This is a genomic window from Pseudomonas mosselii (assembly GCF_003205295.1).
Classification (GTDB): domain Bacteria; phylum Pseudomonadota; class Gammaproteobacteria; order Pseudomonadales; family Pseudomonadaceae; genus Aquipseudomonas; species Aquipseudomonas mosselii_B.
Genome location: NZ_QJRP01000057.1, coordinates 1 through 18,490, shown reverse-complemented (window position 1 = coordinate 18,490; position 18,490 = coordinate 1). Strand labels below are relative to the sequence as shown.

Genomic DNA, 18,490 nt, shown 5'->3' with positions numbered 1-18,490 from the left:
CGGTGGGGGGGAGGTGGGGGAGGTTGTGCTGGTTCAATTTCATCCTGGAGTCCTTAGGCCGCTTGTTGCAGGCGTTTGTCGAGGGCCTGGCCGTTGCTGTCGAACAGGTGGCAATGAGCAGGATCGAAGGTCAGTTCCAACGCCTCGCCAAAGGTTGGCGCAAAGTCCCCGCGCACACGCACGGTCAGCATTTCCCCGGAGGCCGCGCGCACATGGCAATAGCTGTCGCTGCCCAGCCGTTCGCTGACATCGGCAGTCACCTGCAGCGAGCCTTGGGTACCTTGCCCGGCGCGGTCGATGTTCAGGTGCTCGGGGCGAATGCCCAGGGTTACCTGGCTGCCGGTATGCAACTCCCCCGCGCACAACGGCAGGGCGATACGGGCGCCGCACTCAAGCGCGACCTCGCACTGGTTGCCCTGGTTGCGGCTCAGGTGCCCACGCAGGAAGCCCATCTTCGGCGTCCCCAGAAACCCCGCGACAAACAGGTTGGCCGGGTGGTGGTACAGCTCCAGCGGCGAACCAACCTGCTCGATGCGCCCGCCGTTGAGCACCACCACCTTGTCGGCCAGGGTCATGGCCTCGACCTGGTCATGGGTCACGTAGATCATGGTCGCGGCCAGTTCCTGGTGCAGGCGCGCCAGTTCCAGGCGCATCTGCACGCGCAGGGCGGCGTCGAGGTTGGACAGTGGCTCGTCGAACAGGAAGATCTTCGGGTTGCGCACGATCGCCCGGCCGATCGCTACCCGCTGGCGCTGGCCGCCGGAGAGCTGGCGCGGCTTGCGTTCGAGCAGCGGTTGCAGTTCGAGGATGCGCGCGGCGTTGTCGACCTTGGCTGTCACCTCTTGCTTGCCGACGCCGGCCAGGTCCAGGGCGAAGGACAGGTTCTTGCGCACGGTCATGTGCGGGTACAGGGCGTAGGTCTGGAACACCATGGCCAGGTCGCGCTTGGCCGGGGCGGTGTCGGTGATGTCGGCGCCGTCGAGGGTGATGCTGCCGCTGCTGACCTCCTCGAGGCCGGCGATCAGGCGCAGCAGGGTGGACTTGCCGCAGCCGGACGGGCCGACGAACACCACGAACTCGCGGTCGCGCACATCCAGGTCGATGCCCTTGATGATGGCGTGGCCATCGAAGCCTTTGTGCAGGTTGCGGATTTTCAGGTCAGCCATGGGGGGTGTCCTCGGCGAAGGTCGGGGTTGGATGCGGGAGTGCCGGGACCGCTTCGCGGTCCTTTCGCGACGCAAGGCCGCTCCCACAGGCGTGCGCGATCCCCTGTGGGAGCGGCCTTGTGTCGCGATTGGGCTGCAAAGCAGCCCCAGATAGCGGGATCATTTGACGGCCCCAAACGAAAGCCCGCGCACCAACTGCTTCTGGCTGATCCAGCCAAAGATCAGGATCGGCGCGCAGGCCAGGGTCGAGACGGCCGAGAGCTTGGCCCAGAACAGCCCTTCAGGGCTCGAGTAGGAAGCCACCAGCGCCGTCAGCGGCGCTGCGGCGGACGAGGTCAGGTTCAGCGACCAGAACGCCTCGTTCCAGCACAGGATCAGCGACAGCAGCAAGGTCGAAGCCAGCCCGCCGCGGGCGATCGGCAGCAGCACACGGACGATCTCCTGCCAGGTGCCGGCGCCGTCCAGCCGCGCGGCTTCAAGGATGTCCACGGGGATGTCCTTGAAGTAGGTGTACACCATCCACACCACGATCGGCAGGTTGATCAGGGTGTAGACGATGATCAGAGCCAGGCGTGAGTCGAGCAGGCCGAACTGCTTGGCCAGCAGGTAGATCGGCATCAACACGCCCACCGGCGGCAGCATCTTGGTCGACAGCATCCACAGCAGCGTGCGCTTGGTGTGGCGGGTCTCGAAGAACGCCATCGAGTAGGCTGCAGGCACCGCGATCAGCATGCACAGCAGGGTCGCCGAGAACGAGATCAGCACCGAATTCCAGGCGTAGGCGAAATAGTCGCTGCGCTCGTTGATGTGCAGGTAGTTCTCCAGCGTCGGCGCAAAGATGAACTGCGGCGGCGTGGCGAAGGCGTCCAGCTCGGTCTTGAAGCTGGTCAGCAGCATCCAGAAAATTGGGAAGAAGATCACCAGGGCGATGGCCCAGCACAGCAGGCCGAGCAGCGCGTTCTTCAGGGTGCGGGTTTGCTTGAGTGTCAGCATGGCGGGCTCCTCAGCTGCGCGCGGTGAGGTTCTTGCCGATCATGCGAACCAGCACGATGGCGGCGATATTGGCTATCAGCACGGCGATCAGGCCACCGGCCGAGGCCATGCCGACGTCGAACTGCAGCAGCGCCTGGTTGTAGATCAGGTAGGCGAGGTTGGTGGACTCATAGCCCGGGCCGCCGCTGGTGGTGGTGAAGATCTCGGCGAACACCGACAGCAAAAAGATCGTCTCGATCATCACCACCACGGCAATGGGCCGGGCCAGGTGTGGCAGGGTCAGGTGCCAGAAGATTGCCAAGGGGCCTGCGCCATCCAGGCGGGCGGCTTCCTTCTGTTCCTGGTCCAGCGACTGCATGGCGGTCATCAGGATCAGGATGGCGAACGGCAGCCACTGCCACGACACGATCAGGATGATCGACAGCAGCGGGTAGTGCGCCAGCCAGTCCACCGGTTGCGCGCCAAACAGGCGCCACACGGCGGCGAGGATGCCCGACACCGGGTGGAAGATCAGGTTCTTCCACAGCAGCGCGCTGACCGTGGGCATGATGAAGAACGGCGAGATCAGCAGCACCCGCACCACGCCGCGGCCCCAGAACTCGCCGGCCTCCAGCAGCGCGGCGATCAGCACGCCGAGCACCACGCTGATCGCCAGCACGCTGCCGACCAGGGTCAAGGTGTTGAGGGCGCCGGGCATGAAGCCGGCGTCGGTGACGAAGTAGCTGAAGTTCTCAAGGCCGACGAATGTGTTTTCGCCGGGGTACAACAGGTTGTAGCGGATCAGCGAGAAATACAGGGTCATGCCCAGGGGCACGATCATCCACAACAGTAGCAGCGCCACCGAAGGGCTGACCAGGAACCAGCCGGGGCCGACGCGGCGTTTGCCGGGGCGCGCGGTGGCGAGGCTCGGGGTGTCGAGGGCCGAGGTATTCATGGCGACTCCGTGTGCAGCGCAAAGGGATGGTCACCGCGCCGGGGTTCGGCGCGGTTGGCGGCGATACGGGTTACTTGGGGTAACCGGCGCGCTTCATCTCGCGTTCGGTGGATTGCTGGGCCGAGGCCAGCACCTGGTCCACTTTCATCTGCCCGGTCAGCGCGGCGGCGAACAGCTTGCCGACCTGGGTGCCGATGGCCTGGAACTCGGGGATGGTCACCAGCTGGATGCCCACATAAGGCACGGGCTTGAGGGTGGGGTGGTTGGGGTCGACGCGCTTGAGCGATTCCAACGTCACCTTGGCGAATGGCGCGGCGGCCAGGTACGCGTCGCTGTAGGTCGAGGCACGGGTGCCGGGCGGCACATTGGCCACGCCTTCCTGCTCGGCCACCAGCTTGCCGTAGGCCTCGGAGGTGGCCCATGTGCTGAAGGTTTTGGCGGCGCCCTTGGCCTTGGAGCTGGTGGGGATCGCCAGCGCCCAGGAGTACAGCCAGGTGGCGCCCTTGTCGGTGACTTCCTTGGGCGCGAAGGTGAAGCCGACCTGGTCGGCGACCTTGCTTTGGGTCTTGTCGGTGACGAACGAGCCGGCGACGCTGGCATCGACCCACATCGCGCACTTGCCGCTGTTGAACAGCGCGAGGTTTTCGTTGAAGCCGTTGCTGGAGGCGCCGGGCGGGCCGTACTGCTTGAGGGTGTTCACATAGAAATTCAGCGCGTTCTTCCACTCGCTGCCACTGAACTCGGGTTTCCATTGCTCATCGAACCAGCGCGCGCCGAAGGCGTTGGCCACGGTGCCGATCAGCGCCATGTTCTCGCCCCAGCCGGCCTTGCCGCGCAGGCAGATGCCGTACTGGCCCTGGTCGGGGTGGTTGAGTTTGGCGGCGAACTCACCGAGCTGGGTCCAGGTCGGTTGCTCGGGCATGCTCAGCCCGGCTTTCTCGAACAGGTCCTTGCGGTAGTAGGTAATCGAGGCTTCGGCGTAGAAGGGCAGGGCGTACAACGTGCCATTGGCCGACAGGCCGTTGCGCACAGAAGGGAACACGTCGTCGAGGTTGTAGTCGGCGGGCAGGTCGGTCATCGGTGCCAGCCAGCCCTTGGCGCCCCACAGCGCGGCCTCGTACATGCCGATGGTCAGCACGTCGAACTGGCCGCCCTGGGTGGCGATATCGGTGGTCAGGCGCTGGCGCAGCACGTTCTCTTCGAGCACCACCCACTTGAGCTGGATGTCCGGGTGCTGCTGCTCGAACACCTTGGCCAGGCGCTGCATGCGGATCATGTCGTTGTTGTTGACCGTGGCGATGGTCAGGGTCTCGGCGGCCTGGACGTGCAGCGGCAGGCTGAGGCAGGCGGCGGCCAGGCAGGCCTTGATCGAGTCGTTCATCGGTGAACTCCCTCGGGGAAGACGTTATTGTTTTTGTGTCGCTCGCTGCCGATTACACCCGTGCACGGCGATGGCGACAAAGCCTGGCCTGCACCTTGGCTGATACTTTTTTGCTGTGACTTGGCGGATATGCAATCCCCTGTGGGAGCGGCCTTGTGTCGCGAAAGGGTCGCGCAGCGGCCCCAGGGTTTCAGTATTAACGCATCAATCGCCGGGGCCGCTATGCGGCCCTTTCGCGACACAAGGCCGCTCCCACAGACATTGGCGTACGACCTCGGCACATCGCCCTGGCTCAGCCCCGGTTCTGCTCGGTCAGCCGCTGGGTCACCAGGCTGCGGTAGTCGGAGGGGGTCATGCCCTTGAGCTGCAAAAAGCGCCGGTTGAAGTTCGACAGATTGCTGAACCCCGATTCGAAGCACACCTCGGTCACCGGCAGCTCGCCTTTGGCCAGCAGCTCGCACGACTTGCTCACCCGCAACCGGTTGACGAACTCGACAAACCCGCGCCCGGCGGCCTGCTTGAAGAAGCGCGAGAAGTAGGTCGGCGTCATCCCCAGGTGCTCGGCCACCGCGTTCTGGCTCAGGTCCTGGGCGTAGTGCTGGAAGATGTAGTCCACCGCCCGGTTGATACGCTCGACGTTGTGCTCGTCGGCCAGTTGCGAGGAGGTGACGGTGGACAGCAGCTGGTAGTCCTCGCAGGCTGCCAGTTGCTCCATGAGGATAAAAAAGTATCCCAGGCGGGTCATGCCGCGGCTGTCGGCGATGCGTTGCAGCAGGTGGCGGCTCTCGCTGATCAGCGCCGGGTCGCGGAACTCGATGCCATAGCGCGCCCGGGCCAGCAGCGGGGCGAGCTGGGTGAGTTCGGAAAACACCTGGCTGCCGTCCTCGAGCACCTCATCGGTGAAGTTGACCAGCATGTCGCGCTTGCCCACCACCTCGTCGGGGCCGACCTGGCTGATCCAGTTGTGCGGCAGGTTGGGGCCGGTGAGGAACAGCGTGTCGGGGGCGAAGTTGCCGATGTAGTCGCCAATGAACACCTTGCCGGCGCTGGCAACGATCAGGTGCAGCTCGTATTCCTTGTGGAAATGCCAGCGCACCAGCGGGCTGGGAAAGCCGTGCTGGCGGTAGATCAGCGAGGCGCCTTCGTGGTCGTCCATCAACTCGTAGGACGGGTCGGTGACTTTGCTTGTTCTGGGCATGGCGGTGGCTGGGCCTGGAGGGGCGAGGTGTCATCCTAGCCTGAAGTGCTGGTGCAGGGCAGATGCTTTGCAGCCAAGGCACCTGGGTTCACCCGATGCAGGTCAATGTGGTCCTCGTGGGAGCGGCGGTGCGCCGATGCGACTTGCCCCGCTATGGGCCTAGACCGACAACGTTTGCGGAGAATATTGCAGGTCCTACAGCTTTTCTTCCGCTGTTTATGTAGTCCTTTTCCTAAAGGCATCTTTTCCCCCTGGTAGCCCGTTGTAGCGCAATGGCGCTCGCTTTAGTCTCCGCCTGCCCGTCGCGCTTCATCCGCCGGAACAGGCCGGACCATTGGGCAGCTTACTGCGCAGGGATCGCGCGGTCAGGTCTGGCGGTTCCGGAGGATGAAGCGCGACGGGCACTTTCTTTTTCCAGGGGGGCAAGGTCATGGACAAGGACGGACACGCAAAGGGCACCGGGGATTTGAAGATCGTCAGCCTGGTCGGTCGCACCAAGCGGTTCTCGGTGCGCGACTGGGTGCAGGCTATTCCGGGCATGCCGACCGAGGACGTGCTGCAGGAAACAACGATCATCCTGGGCTGCATCACATCGCTGACGTACCAGGCGTTGAGCCAGCCGAAAGAGGCACAGACGCTGATGCGGGCGACGTACTACCTCAGTGGCATGGCCAAGGCGATGATCGATGGGCAGTTGCCGGTGAAGCGAGAGCAAGGCGACAGTTGAACGTCGGTGCAACGGCAAGGGCCGCTTTCGAGCAATCGAAAGCGGCTTTTTCATCTGGCGGCAGTACGTGGCGTGGCACCCGCATAGCTGATGCCAGACACCACTGCCCCCGTCGCCTCAACTCACCCCGGCCAGCCGTTTGATCTGCTCGGCAAAGTCCTTCTCGGCAATCTTCACCTCTACCAGCACCGGCCGATCCACCACCATCAGCAACTGCGGTAGCAGCCGTTCCAGCTCGTCTACCGTTTCCACCCGATACCCCAGCGCGCCATACCCGCTCGCCAGCGCCGTATAGTCCAGTGCAGGCAGGGTATCGAACAGCGCGAACTCACCTTCGGGCGTGAACGCGTCAGGGTCGACGAAGGCCTGCTCGATCGCATACACCTGGTTGCTCATCACGAATACCACGGCATTGACCTTGTTGCGCGCCAACGCCGCCAGCGACTGGCTGACCATCATGAACCCGCCGTCGCCGGCCACCACCACCGGGCGTCGGCCGCTGCCCAGCGCCACGCCCAGGGCGCAGCCGGTCTCGTGGCCGAGTGAGCCCCAGATGGCGTCGGAGATGAAGCTGCCGCGGGGCATGCCGTTGATGTTGCTGGCCACGTACAGCGACGAGCTTTCGCCAAGGATCAGCGTGCTGCCCTGCCACAAGCGGTGCTCCTGGGCGAAGTTCACCAGGCTGTCGAAGAAGCTCGCGTAGCTCAGCGCGCTGGGCACCGCGCCGCTGCCCAGCAGTGGGCGCGAGGCGGCCAGGGCGGTGCCCGGGCGAGGGAACTGGATGTCCACCTGCAGGGCCTTGAGCAGGGCGTCGACGTAATCGGGCAGGCGCACGTTGGGGTAGTAGTCGGCGCCGGCGCGGGCCAGTTCGCAGTTCACCTGGACGATCTGGCCGTAGCGGGCCTTGAGCAGGTCCAGGTAGTCGTCGGTGAAGATCACGCCGATGGCCAGGATGCAGTCGCAGGCATCCACCCGGGCCGAGGTCTCCGGGCGTGAGGCGGGGCCGGCGTAGGTGCCGATGAAGGGTGCCTGGCTTTCGTCTAGCACGGTCTTGGCGTCGAGGGTGGTGGAGAACGGCAGGCCGCAACTGTCGATCAGGCGCTGCACGGCGTCCTGCAGGCCGTAGCGGATGATCTCCACGCCCAGCAGCACCAGGGGCTGGCGCGCCGTCGCCAGGCGTTGCACGCTGGCCTCGACCAGGCTCTGCAGGGCCTGGGGATTGGACGGGCGCGGGGCCGGGGTCAGCTGGCCGTGGGGGCGGCTGACCTCGGCGCGCCAGATGTCCTGGTAGGCTTCCAGGTAGATGGGCTGGCGGTGGGTGAGGGCGGCGATCAGCGCGTTGTCGATCTGCCACGGTGCGCGATGCGGGTCGGACAGGATCTCGCAGGCCACGGTCACCTGTTCCAGCACGTTGCGGTCGGCCTCGAAGTTGCCGGTGGAGTGGTGGAACAGCACGTTCTGCGCATTGGCCTTGAGGCGGTCGCTGGTCGAGGGGCTGGCGGAGATCACCACCACCGGGTTGCGCTCCACATAAGCGCCGGCAATGGCGTTCACTGCGCTGAAGGTGCCCACGCCGTACTGCAGCGACACTGCGCCCAGGCCGTGCACCCGGGCATAGCCATCGGCGCTGTAGGCGGCGCCCATCTCGTAGATTTCACCCACGGCGTCGATGCCCTCGAAGGCATCCAGCGCGCTCATGAACTTCGAGCAGTAGTCCCCCGGCACCTGGAACACCTTGTCCAGGCCCAGCTCCTTGAGCCGGGTCAGCAGGTAGTCGGCGACGGTGAAGGCGCTCATGGCTTGATCCCCGCGCAGATGTTCTGGGTGATGCCTTCAAGCACTTGCGAGGGATGCGTGGGCATCGGCGGCGTGGCGTAGTCGATCTCCTCCGGGGCCGGGATCGGCAGCAGTTGATAATTGGCGGGGAGCCAGTCGGGACGGGGCAGCTCGAAGAACTCCTGCAGGGCGGACTCGGCAGTGGTCAGTGCGCCTTCGACCCAGCCCTGGCCGTAGGAATAGGCCTCGCCGACGATGAACACCTGCTGGTCCTTCACCGGATGGCGCATCTTCTGGATGATCAGGTCCAGGCGATAGTTGGCCTTCCATTCGTGCCAGCCGCCACCGTACGGGTCGGCGTCCCAGGCGTGGTACACAGCGCTATAGGGCGCCGGCAACTCGACCTGGGCATGCAGCTGGGTAACCTGGCGCTGGGCGATGCGCACCATCTCGTCGCTGATCTGGAACTGCGTGCGCGGCACCACGGCGTCGCTGGCGATGCGGCCTTCGAGGCTGCGCGGGGTGTAGCCGACGAACTCGGGGCCGTCTTCCAGGCCTTTCCAGAACGGCACGGTGCCGATGTCGTTGTAGGAGGCCATCAGCAGGGAGTTGTAGGTCTGTTCACCGCCAGGCTGCTCGCACTCGGTGCCCATGTAGTAGCACTGGCGGATCGGCAGGTCGGTGACCGAGCGCCCGGCCACCAGGCCCAGGTTGCGCCACCAGGGTTGCTCGTAGGCGAGGAACAGCTTGAACGCCGACTGCACCAGCACCGAGCCGAGGTTGTCCTTGAGCCACGGGTCGTCGAACAGCGGCGAGTCGATCAGCTCCAGCGCGCGGCGCGGCAGGGCGAGGATCACCTGGCGGGCGTGGATGATGTCCTCGCCTTCGAGGTCGTGGGTCTTGCCGTTGACGGTCTCGGTGTGGCGCAGATGCAGGCGGTAGGGGTACTCGGTGTCGTCGCTGTAGCTCAGGGCGGCCAGGCGGCGGTTCATCTGGATGCGCTGGTCGGCGGGTACCAGGCCGCCGGCCTGTTCGGTGAAGCGCCGGGCCAGGGTCAGCGGCAGGCTCTGGAAGCCATCCTTGAGCGTGCGGAACACCGTGGCGTCGCTGTATTCGGTGGCCGGCAGCTGGGTCACGGCGCTGGCGTTGGCGACGTTGGCCTCGTAGCCGCCGGCGTCCTTCATGAACTGGTAGCCCTCGTTGCTCAGCACACGGTAGAGCAGGTCCCAGAAGCCGTAGCGCCAGATCGGCTTGCCGAACACCTGCACTTGCATCTGCTCGGCCAGGCTCAGCTTGTCGAAGCCGGGGTAGATGCTGTTCATCACGTTGACCTGGAGGTCTTCGGGGTTGTAGCCGCGTTCGGTCCAGCCCAGGTCATAGGGAATCTTGTGCGGCGCCTCGACGAAGTCGCGGAACCGAAAGCGCTGGCCGCGCAGGTAGAACAGGTTGTCCTTGGCACCGATGGGGGCGTCCTTGGGCAGTTCGTTGCCCATGGGGAAGTCCTGGCTCGGCAGGCCCAGGTGCTGCACCAGGGTGTCGACCATCACATGGCCATCAGCGCCGGGCATGTAGCGCATGCCACCGACTTCGGCGACCACGTTGGGCAGGCCGGGCAGCTTGACGCTGAACAGGCGCCCGCCGATGCGATCGCCATATTCGAACAACTGGATGCGCTGGCTGTCGCCGTGGGCCTGTTGCAGGCGCCAGGCGCTGTAGGTACCGGAGACACCGCCGCCGATGATGGCGACGTCCAAGGGTTGGGTCTGGCTCATCGCAAATTCCCTTTTGTTGTTGTGGGCAAGGAATCCATGTGAAGAGCCAGTATTGTCGAGGTTTGCTGGAATGCCAGTTTGCCACTATCCAATGTGGCGAATGATCCAATCCCCGTTGGATACCCTTTGCGACACGTCCAATCAGAAGCTCTGGCGGCAGCGTCCAGCTCGCATGGCCTGGCATATGCCTCGTTTTTGGACAATGCGTGGCAGAGGCTACTGACGCGCCAACTCAGGGTACTGCTAGTGGCGATTTGCCTGTAATCTGTCGTTTTTCGTAACACTCAGGCAAGGATTGCGTAGGCATGTTCTCGTTCACCCAGGATAAAAGTCTGGTCGTCGACTTGGAAGTCAACCCCGCCAAACCGGGCAAGCCGGAACAGATCTTCAAAGTGGGGGCTCTGCGCAAGGATCTCGAGGCCGAGCTCGAATGCGATGTGGACAAGGACCTTCCTCAGGTGCTGGCCAAGGTGGATGACATGGTCGAAGGCGCCGGCTTCCTGCTGGGTCACAACCTTATCCAGCATGACCTGCGAATCCTGCGCCAGCAGGCGTCAACCATGGCTCTGCATGGGCTGCCGGCCATCGATACCTTGCGTCTGTCCCCTCTGGCATTCCCACGCAATCCTTATCACCGTCTGGTGAAAGACTACAAACTGGTACGCGACACCCTCAACTCGCCGTTGGCTGATTGCCACCTGACACTCACCTTGTTCCATGACCAGCGTGAAGCGTTCGCACAGTTGTATCAGGCGGAACCTGCCGAATTGTTGTGCTACCAGGCCTTGCTGGCGCCGACCTCGGCGCATGACGCCGGCTTGTTCGCGTCGCTCACAGGGCGTGCGTCGGTTGGCGTGGATGAGATCAGGCCGTTGATCATGCAGCAGCTGGCGGACACCGACAGCCAGGCCAAGCGAGACCTCAAGGTATGCCGCGAGCGGTTGGAAAAGTTGCTTGAGGAGGACTTGCTTGATAGCAGTCAGCATCTGTCGCTGGCGTATGCGCTTGCGTGGTTGCGCGTATCGGGAGGCAACTCGGTACTGGCGCCTTGGGTCAGGCACCAGTTCCCCAGGGTTGGCGAGTTGATCGCTCAGTTGCGGGACGTTCCCTGTGGCCGTGAGGATTGCCAGTACTGCCTCACCACCCATGATCCTCATCACGAGCTCAAGCGCTATTTCGGCCACTCGGACTTCCGGCGTGACGCGAACGGGCAAAGCCTGCAGCGCGACATCACCCTGGCTGGCATGCGCGGCAAGCATGTGCTGGCGGTGATGGCCACCGGCGGGGGCAAGTCGATTGCCTACCAGGTACCGGCACTCAACCGATTCCATCGCAATGGCAGCCTGACCATCATCGTCTCGCCACTGCAATCGCTGATGAAGGACCAGGTTGATGGTATGAGGGCCGAGGGTATCCAGTGTGCCGAAATGTTCAATGGCCAGCTCAACATGCTGGAGCGCGCGGAGGTGCTGGAGAAGGTTCGCCTGGGCGATATCGGCATTCTGCTGGTGTCACCCGAGCAGTTTCGCAACAAGGCGTTCCGCAGCGCCATCGAGCAGCGCCAGGTGGGTGGCTGGATCTTCGATGAGGCCCATTGTCTTTCGAAATGGGGCAATGATTTGCGCCCCGACTACCTCTACGCCGCCCGCTACATCGCACAGTACAGCGGTGGCAGGAAGCCAGCGCCCATCGGTTGTTTCACCGCCACGGCAAAACCTGAGGTTCTGGCGGACATCCGCAGTCATTTCAAGGAGGTTCTGCGGGTCAGGTTCGAGGAATTCCTCGGAAGCCATGAACGTACCAACCTCATCCTCCAGGTGATGGCCTGTAACCGTGCCGAGAAGTGGCCACGGGTGCTGCGCTTGCTTGAGGACTACCTGGGCGACCAGCCGGGTGGCGCGGTGGTTTTCGTCGCCAGTCGCAAGGCGGCTGAGGACCTGGCTCGTTTCCTGAGCGACCAGGGGCTGGCTTGTCGGCATTTCCATGCGGGGCTGTCGTCGTCAAGCAAGCAGAAGATCCAGAATGCTTTCATGGCCGGCGAGGTCCAGACAATCATTGCCACCAACGCCTTTGGCATGGGGATCGACAAGCCGGATGTCCGTCTGGTGGTGCATGCCGACATTCCCGGGTCGCTGGAGAACTACCTGCAGGAGGCAGGTCGGGCCGGGCGCGACAATGCCACAGCGCACTGTGTGCTGCTGTATGACCCTCAGGACATCGAGACACAGTTCGGGCTCTGTGAGCGGGGTTGTGTAAGCCAGCGCGATATCCAGCAAATACTCGATAAGCTGCGCAAGGACTATGAGAATCGTCAAGGCCGGGACCTGGTCATCACTGCCGGTGAGATCCTGATGGATGGCAACGTTCACACGTCCTTCGATGCCGATGCCGCCGATGCCGAGACGAAGGTGGTGACAGCCATCGCCTGGCTGGATCGCGGTGACTATCTCAAGCGTGAGGAAAATCACACGCAGATCTTTCCTGCCAAACCCGCGATATCTCCCGAAAAGGCACAGGAGCGGTTGCGGGACGCGCAATTGTCGGAGCGCCGCCGTGCCGAATACCTGGCGATTCTGCGCTACCTCCATGAGGCCACGCCCGACGAACGTGTCGACACCACCAACCTGGGCAAATTGACCGGCCTAGAGCCGGAAGAGGTGGCACAGACGCTCAAAGCCTTGGAAAAGCAAGGGCTGCTGGCCAACGATGCACGCTTCACCGTGATGCTCGCCTATGGTGTGGCCAATCCCTCGCTGCAGCGTCTGCAGCAGTTGCGCAGTCTGGAGCAAGCGCTGCTCGAAACGCTGGCCGAGCAGGCGCCGGACGCCGTCAACGCTGGCTGGAAGGACATCAACGTCACGGCGTTGACCGCCGCCCTGAAGGCTCGCCTGCAACGCAAGGAGTTGCTGCCTCTGCATGTCCTGCGCCTGTTGCGTGGGTTGGCGCCCGATCGCGATGGTCCTGCCAATCGAGTCAGCAGTTTCGAGCTCAGGCAACTGAGCCATGACTACATCAGCGTGCAGATCATTCACAGGCACGGTTGGCCGGGGCTTGTTCAGGACAGTAAAACACGCGGGCTGATCGCCGGCACGTTGTTGACGCACCTGCTCACGCGGGTGAGCACGCGTGGTAAGCGAATCATAATCGAGGCCACGTTCGGCGAGCTGGTCAAGCTGATCGAGGATGACCTGGAGCTTAGCCTGCGTGTGAGCAAGAACCGTGACAAATACATCGAGCGTGTGCTGTTGTTCCTCCATCGTCAGGAGGTGTTCACCCTCAACCAGGGTATGACCGTGATGCGCCGTGCGATGACCATCAGGGCAGTGGCGGGGCGCAACAAGTACCTCAACGAAGACTATCAGCGCCTCGACGAGCACTACCGCGAAAAGCGCATCCAGGTGCATGTGATGCGCGAGTACGCCGAGTTGGCGTTGCACGACCCTCAACAGGCGCGGCAACTGCTTGCCGACTACTTCACGCTGACCAAGGAGCAGTTTCTGCGAGACTACTTCGCTGGCCGCGAAAACGTGCTCAGGTATGCGACCAGCGAGGCGTCGTGGCAGATGATCGTCGAGGCGTTGAGCTCGCCTCAGCGTGATATCGTCACCGATGAGCACGACAGCAACACCCTGGTGCTTGCCGGGCCAGGCTCGGGCAAGACGCGGGTGATCGTGCACCGCATCGCCTATCTGCTGCGAGTCAGGCGCGTGCCGCCGCGGGCCGTGGTGGCCTTGACCTTCAACCGGCATGCCGCCAACGAAATCCGCAAGCGCTTGCTGGCGCTAGTGGGGGGCGATGCCCATGGGGTCAGCGTGATGACTTACCACAGCCTGGCAATGCGCTTGACGGGCACACGGTTCCAGCGCGGTGAGCAGGTGGACGAGAAGGTGCTCAAAGGGTTGATGGCTGACGCGGTGTCGCTGCTCGAGGGGCCGTCATTGGTCGAAGAGGAAGATGCCTTGAGCGACCGGGATGACGATCGGGAGGAGCATGACAACCTGCGTGCGTTATTGCTGCGCGGCTATCGCTACATCCTCGTAGACGAGTATCAGGACATCGATGAATTCCAGTACCGCCTGGTCAGTGCCCTGGCCGAACGAGGCTCCACCGAGGAAGGCCGACCCTGCATCATGGCCGTGGGTGACGACGACCAAAACATCTATGCGTGGCGCGCGACCAACAACCAGTACATCGAGGACTTCCTCACGGACTACCACGCCGAGAACGCATACCTGGTGGAAAATTATCGTTCGAGCGGATACATCATCGCGGCCGCCAATCATTTGATTGGTTGCAATTCGCAGCGTCTCAAGCAATTGCGGCCTATCACCATCGATGCACGACGCCTGGGGGACGCACCCGGCGGTCTGTGGGAAACGTTGGACCCGCAGCGCCGTGGGCAGGTGTTGCGCCTGTCCATCGACACCGGCGACCGCGACATAGGCAACCGCCAGGCGCAGGCCGCCATGCTGGAACTGAAGCGGCTGCTGGAGCTGGAGCAAGGCGCATGGGACGGTTGTGCGGTGTTGTCACGTGCCCACCAGTTCCTCTGGCCAGTCCAGGCATGGTGCGAGCAGGCCGGTATCCCCTATCAGCTGGCGTCGGACAAGGATGGCGGCGTGCCGCTGAGTCGACAGCGGGCCTTCGTGGCGGTGGTGGATCTGCTTGGATCGCGCCAGCAGAACCTGACCGCCCGGCAGGCGCTCGAGCAGGCGCGATCAGTGCTCGATGAGCACTGGAGCGTGTTTTTCGAGGAGGCTTTCGAACAGCTCGAAATGGATTCGGACGATGTCGAGCTGCCGAATGGGAAAATTGTCGATTGGCTGTACGACTATGCCCGGGAGATGCGTCAGCAACCGTGCAAGGGGCTTTACCTAGGAACGGTCCACTCGGCCAAAGGCCTGGAGTTCCGCCATGTCGTCCTACTCGATGGCGGCTGGAATACCCAGGCCAAGACGCTTGACGATGAGCGACGGCTTTATTACGTGGGCATGACGCGCGCCGAGCAGACATTGACGCTGTGCGAGTTTAACGCCAGTAACCCCTTCAGTGGGTGCCTGCCTGCGAGCGTGCCGCGCCTGGCGGTCAGCGCCCCTCATCAACCGGCGCTGGATACCCGGTACCAGCAGTTGAGCCTCAAGGACATTGACATTGACCACCCCGGGCGCAAACCGGGCCAGCATGAGATACATGAAGCCCTGCGCAAGATCAGGCCGGGCTCGCGTTTGCGCCTCCAGCACGACGGTTTGCGCTACCTGATGCTGGACGAGGCGGGACGAGAAGTGGGCAGGACCGCGCAATCCTTCAAGCCTGGTTTCGCGGTCGAACAGTGCGAAGTTGCCGATATCGTGGTCCGCTACGATGAGGACAGCAAGGAGGAGTTTCGCAAGTGGCTCAAGTGTCAACGTTGGGAGCTGGTGGTGCCGCGAATCAGCGGCGTACCGCTACAGGATTGACCGCAGCCGCGTTGATCCATGTGTCTGTTCGGGCAGGCTCAACCTGCCTGCGAGCGACGTAGGATCGACGCCAGCGCCAGGGTCAGCGCGACTGCCAATCCCATGGCCAGGCTGATGGTCACGCCAACCCCCAGCCGCTCCAGCAGCCCCGCCAGCGCCAGGTAGAACGCAATCACCCCCACCGCGCCGATCGCATTGCCCCTGACCATCGCCGCCATCCCGGCGCGTCCGCCCTGCACATGGGCGAACACCACCAGCGGCCAGGCAATCACCGGAATCGGCGCCAGCATGCCGCTGGTGGCCGGCCCCAGCCAGCTGGCCAGGCTGGTGGTGACCATCAGCAGCGAGGTGGCGGACACCATGCGCAGCGGAATCTCCCAGTACCGGTGCCGGGGGCGGGCGAGCGTGTCGGGCCTGGGCTCGCGGCCACTGGCGCGGATCAGCACGCCGATCAGCAGCAGCGCCACGGCCACCGACAGGTACAGCCCACCCCAGTGGGTGAAGGCATAGGCCGCCAGGCCATAGAACAGTATCGACAGCGCGACTGCCGGGGCGATGCCGAGTCTGCGCGTGGCGAACAGGTAGAAGGTATAGGTGGCCTGCACGGCCGCCAGCCCACCCAGTGCGCCGGGCACCGCGCCCAGGGCGAAGGCCGTGCCTTGTTCCAGGCACAGGAAGGTCATCACCAGGGCCGAGGTGATCGGCAGCCCGGACAGCAGCCCGCCGAGCAGCCCACCCCAGCGCCGCGAGGCAAGGGAGATGGCCCACATCAGCAGCGGGGTGACGACGAGTTTCAGGTAGAAAAGGGTCATTGCACGGGGTTCCGGTTTTGCAAAGGTGCGCCCGCCGTCGGCATTGGGTGGGGCGCGGATCAATCAGCCGCGGCTGGCTTCCAGGGCCTGGGCGAGGTCGGCGATGATGTCGTCGCTGTGCTCGATGCCGATCGACAGGCGTACCATGTCGCGCGGCACGCCGGCCTTTTCCAGCTCTTCGTCGTTGAGCTGGCGGTGGGTGGTGGAGGCGGGGTGGCAGGCCAGCGACTTGGCGTCGCCGATATTGACCAGGCGCACCACCAGTTGCAGCGCATCGATGAAGCGCGCCCCGGCGGCCTGGCCGCCCTTGATGCCGAACGACAGGATCGATGCCGGCTTGCCGCCGGTGTAGCGCCGGGCCAGTTCATGTTCGGGGTGGTCGGGCAGGCCTGCGTATTTCACCCAGGCCACCTGGTCGTGCTCCTGCAGATACCGGGCGACCTTGAGCGCGTTCTCGGTATGGCGCTCCATGCGCAGGGCCAGGGTCTCCAGGCCTTGCAGGATCAGGAAGGCATTGAACGGCGACAGCGCGGCGCCGGTGTTGCGCAGCGGCACCACGCGGCAGCGGCCGATGAAGGCGGCGGGGCCGAACGCTTCGGTGTAGGTGACGCCGTGGTAGGACGGGTCGGGGGTGTTGAGCAGGGCGAAACGCTCCTTGTTTTCGGCCCAGGGGAACTTGCCCGAGTCGATGACGATGCCGCCGATGCTGGTGCCGTGGCCGCCGATGTACTTGGTCAGCGAGTGCACGACGATATCGGCGCCGTGCTCGAACGGGCGGCAGAGAATCGGCGTGGCCACGGTGTTGTCGACGATCAGCGGCACGCCATGGCGGTGCGCCGCCTCGGCCAGCGCGGCGATATCGACGATGTTGCCCGCGGGGTTGCCGATCGACTCGCAGAACACTGCCTTGGTGCGCGCATCGATCAGCGCCTCGAGGGCGGCGATGTCGTCGTGGGCGGCGAAGCGGGTGGTGATGCCCATGCGCGGCAGGGTGTGGGCCAGCAGGTTGTAGGTGCCACCGTACAGCTTGGCCACCGAAACGATGTTGTCGCCGGCCTCGGCGACGGTCTGGATGGCGTAGGTGATGGCGGCCATGCCCGAGGCCACCGCCAGCGCGCCGACCCCGCCCTCGAGGGCGGCCATGCGTTGCTCGAGCACGTCATTGGTGGGGTTCATGATGCGCGAGTAGATGTTGCCAGCGACCTTGAGGTCGAACAGGTCGGCGCCGTGCTGGGTGTCGTCGAAGGCGAACGAGGTGGTCTGGTAGATCGGCACGGCCACCGCCTTGGTGGTCGGGTCGGGGCTGAAGCCCGCGTGGATGGCGAGTGTTTCCAGCTTCATGCGGTCGTTCCTTGAGCGTGGGGTGGAAGCGCCTGAGCATGGGCTGGGGCAGCGCTGGCGGTCAAGGGTCGAGGTTCAGCGTTGCGCCGAGGGCACCTGGCGCCGTTGTGTCTCCTCCTCGAGATAGCCGAGCAGCGCGGTCACTTCGGTTTCGCCCAGGCGCATGTTGGGCATGGCCAGCTGGTTGTACTGCGCGTACAGCAGCATCGCCAGCGGGTCTTTCTCCGCCAGCATCCGGTCCGGCTCCATCAGCCAGCGTTTCAACCACGGTTCCTCGCGCTGGCGGGTCACCCCCAGCAGGTCCGGTCCGATGCCACGGGTGGCGCCGGGCTCGGCTTCGCCCAGGGTATGGCACGATGAGCAGCGGGTACGGAACAGTTGTTCGCCAGTGCTGGGTGGGCGGATGTCGGGGGCCTGGGTGTAGTCGCGGCGCTGGGTGCTGGCGGTCTTCCAGTTGTGCAGGCTGTTGGCCAGGCGGTCGGCGAGGATGTATGGGCTTTCGAAGGGCGAGGCCTTCATCCAGCGGCCGGTGGCCTGGTTGCCGATGATCAGGCTGAGGTTGTGGTCCTTGCTGCGGCCGTTCTCAAGGCCCTCGATGTACAGCCCGAGGCTGCGACGCAGTTGCTCGATGTCGGCGGCTTCGCCGGTGAGCAGGGTCCAGCCGGGGCCGATGGCGAACTTCTCGGCGTAGCGCTTGAGGGTGGCGGGGGTGTCGTTGTAGGGATCGATGCTGATCGAGTAGATGAAGATGTCCTGGCCGACGCGCTCGCCCAGCAGCTTCTGCACCTGGCGCAGGCGGGCGGTCTCCACCGGGCAGGAGTCGCCGCAGCCGGTGAAGATGAAGTTGATGGCCACCACCTTGTCCTTGATCAGGTCGTCGAAAAAGCGCACCTGCCTGCCGTCCTGGGTGAGCAGGGGGATGTTGGGGAAGTAG

The 18,490-nt window shown here is 64.2% G+C and carries 12 protein-coding genes; 2 read left to right on the top strand and 10 right to left on the bottom strand.

Translation table 11 applies throughout. From position 1 onward, the window contains the following. Positions 1-53: 53 nt before the first annotated feature. The 5 genes from DMX06_RS25510 to DMX06_RS25485 form a co-directional block, all read right to left on the bottom strand. Positions 54-1,166, bottom strand: a complete 1,113-nt coding sequence (locus DMX06_RS25510) for an ABC transporter ATP-binding protein (protein WP_110739912.1) — start codon at positions 1,164-1,166, stop codon at positions 54-56. Positions 1,167-1,325: 159 nt separating this feature from the next. Beyond that, positions 1,326-2,159 carry a carbohydrate ABC transporter permease gene (locus DMX06_RS25505; RefSeq protein ID WP_011533227.1) on the bottom strand — a complete coding sequence of 278 codons (834 nt, stop codon included), beginning with the start codon at positions 2,157-2,159 and terminating at the stop codon, positions 1,326-1,328. 10 nt (positions 2,160-2,169) lie between these two features. Beyond that, the gene (locus tag DMX06_RS25500; protein WP_110739911.1) at positions 2,170-3,093 is read right to left on the bottom strand and encodes a carbohydrate ABC transporter permease; all 924 of its coding nucleotides are present in this window, start codon (positions 3,091-3,093) and stop codon (positions 2,170-2,172) included. 70 nt (positions 3,094-3,163) lie between these two features. Continuing rightward, positions 3,164-4,474: an ABC transporter substrate-binding protein gene (locus tag DMX06_RS25495; protein ID WP_110739910.1), complete on the bottom strand. Its 1,311-nt coding sequence runs from the start codon at positions 4,472-4,474 to the stop codon at positions 3,164-3,166. 292 nt (positions 4,475-4,766) lie between these two features. Then, the gene (locus DMX06_RS25485) at positions 4,767-5,672 is read right to left on the bottom strand and encodes an AraC family transcriptional regulator (protein ID WP_110739908.1); all 906 of its coding nucleotides are present in this window, start codon (positions 5,670-5,672) and stop codon (positions 4,767-4,769) included. Between the two features lie 430 nt (positions 5,673-6,102). On the opposite strand from DMX06_RS25485, the gene DMX06_RS25480 reads away from it, so the two are divergent. Beyond that, positions 6,103-6,399, top strand: coding sequence for a DUF3077 domain-containing protein (locus DMX06_RS25480; RefSeq protein WP_110739907.1), 297 nt, complete (start codon positions 6,103-6,105; stop codon positions 6,397-6,399). A gap of 117 nt (positions 6,400-6,516) precedes the next feature. Here the strand turns inward: DMX06_RS25480 and DMX06_RS25475 are convergent, their stop codons facing one another. Both DMX06_RS25475 and DMX06_RS25470 read right to left on the bottom strand, forming a co-directional pair. Beyond that, positions 6,517-8,196, bottom strand: coding sequence for an alpha-keto acid decarboxylase family protein (locus DMX06_RS25475; RefSeq protein ID WP_110739906.1), 1,680 nt, complete (start codon positions 8,194-8,196; stop codon positions 6,517-6,519). Beyond that, positions 8,193-9,947 (bottom strand): flavin monoamine oxidase family protein, encoded by a 1,755-nt coding sequence (locus DMX06_RS25470; RefSeq protein ID WP_110739905.1) that lies wholly within the window; start codon positions 9,945-9,947, stop codon positions 8,193-8,195. Before DMX06_RS25470 ends, DMX06_RS25475 begins: the two co-directional genes overlap by 4 nt. A gap of 305 nt (positions 9,948-10,252) precedes the next feature. On the opposite strand from DMX06_RS25470, the gene DMX06_RS25465 reads away from it, so the two are divergent. Continuing rightward, positions 10,253-15,403: a RecQ family ATP-dependent DNA helicase gene (locus DMX06_RS25465; RefSeq protein ID WP_110739904.1), complete on the top strand. Its 5,151-nt coding sequence runs from the start codon at positions 10,253-10,255 to the stop codon at positions 15,401-15,403. A gap of 38 nt (positions 15,404-15,441) precedes the next feature. On the opposite strand, the gene DMX06_RS25460 is transcribed toward DMX06_RS25465, so the two are convergent. From DMX06_RS25460 to DMX06_RS25450, 3 genes are all read right to left on the bottom strand, one after another. Then, entirely contained in the window at positions 15,442-16,215 is a 774-nt protein-coding gene (locus DMX06_RS25460) for a hypothetical protein (RefSeq protein WP_110739903.1), read from the bottom strand. Between the two features lie 63 nt (positions 16,216-16,278). Next, a complete protein-coding gene (locus DMX06_RS25455; RefSeq protein ID WP_110739902.1) occupies positions 16,279-17,556 on the bottom strand; it encodes a bifunctional O-acetylhomoserine aminocarboxypropyltransferase/cysteine synthase in 1,278 nt (425 codons plus the stop codon). Between the two features lie 75 nt (positions 17,557-17,631). Then, positions 17,632-18,490 (bottom strand): SCO family protein (locus DMX06_RS25450; protein WP_110739901.1); only part of this gene is annotated, 859 nt, incomplete at its 5' end.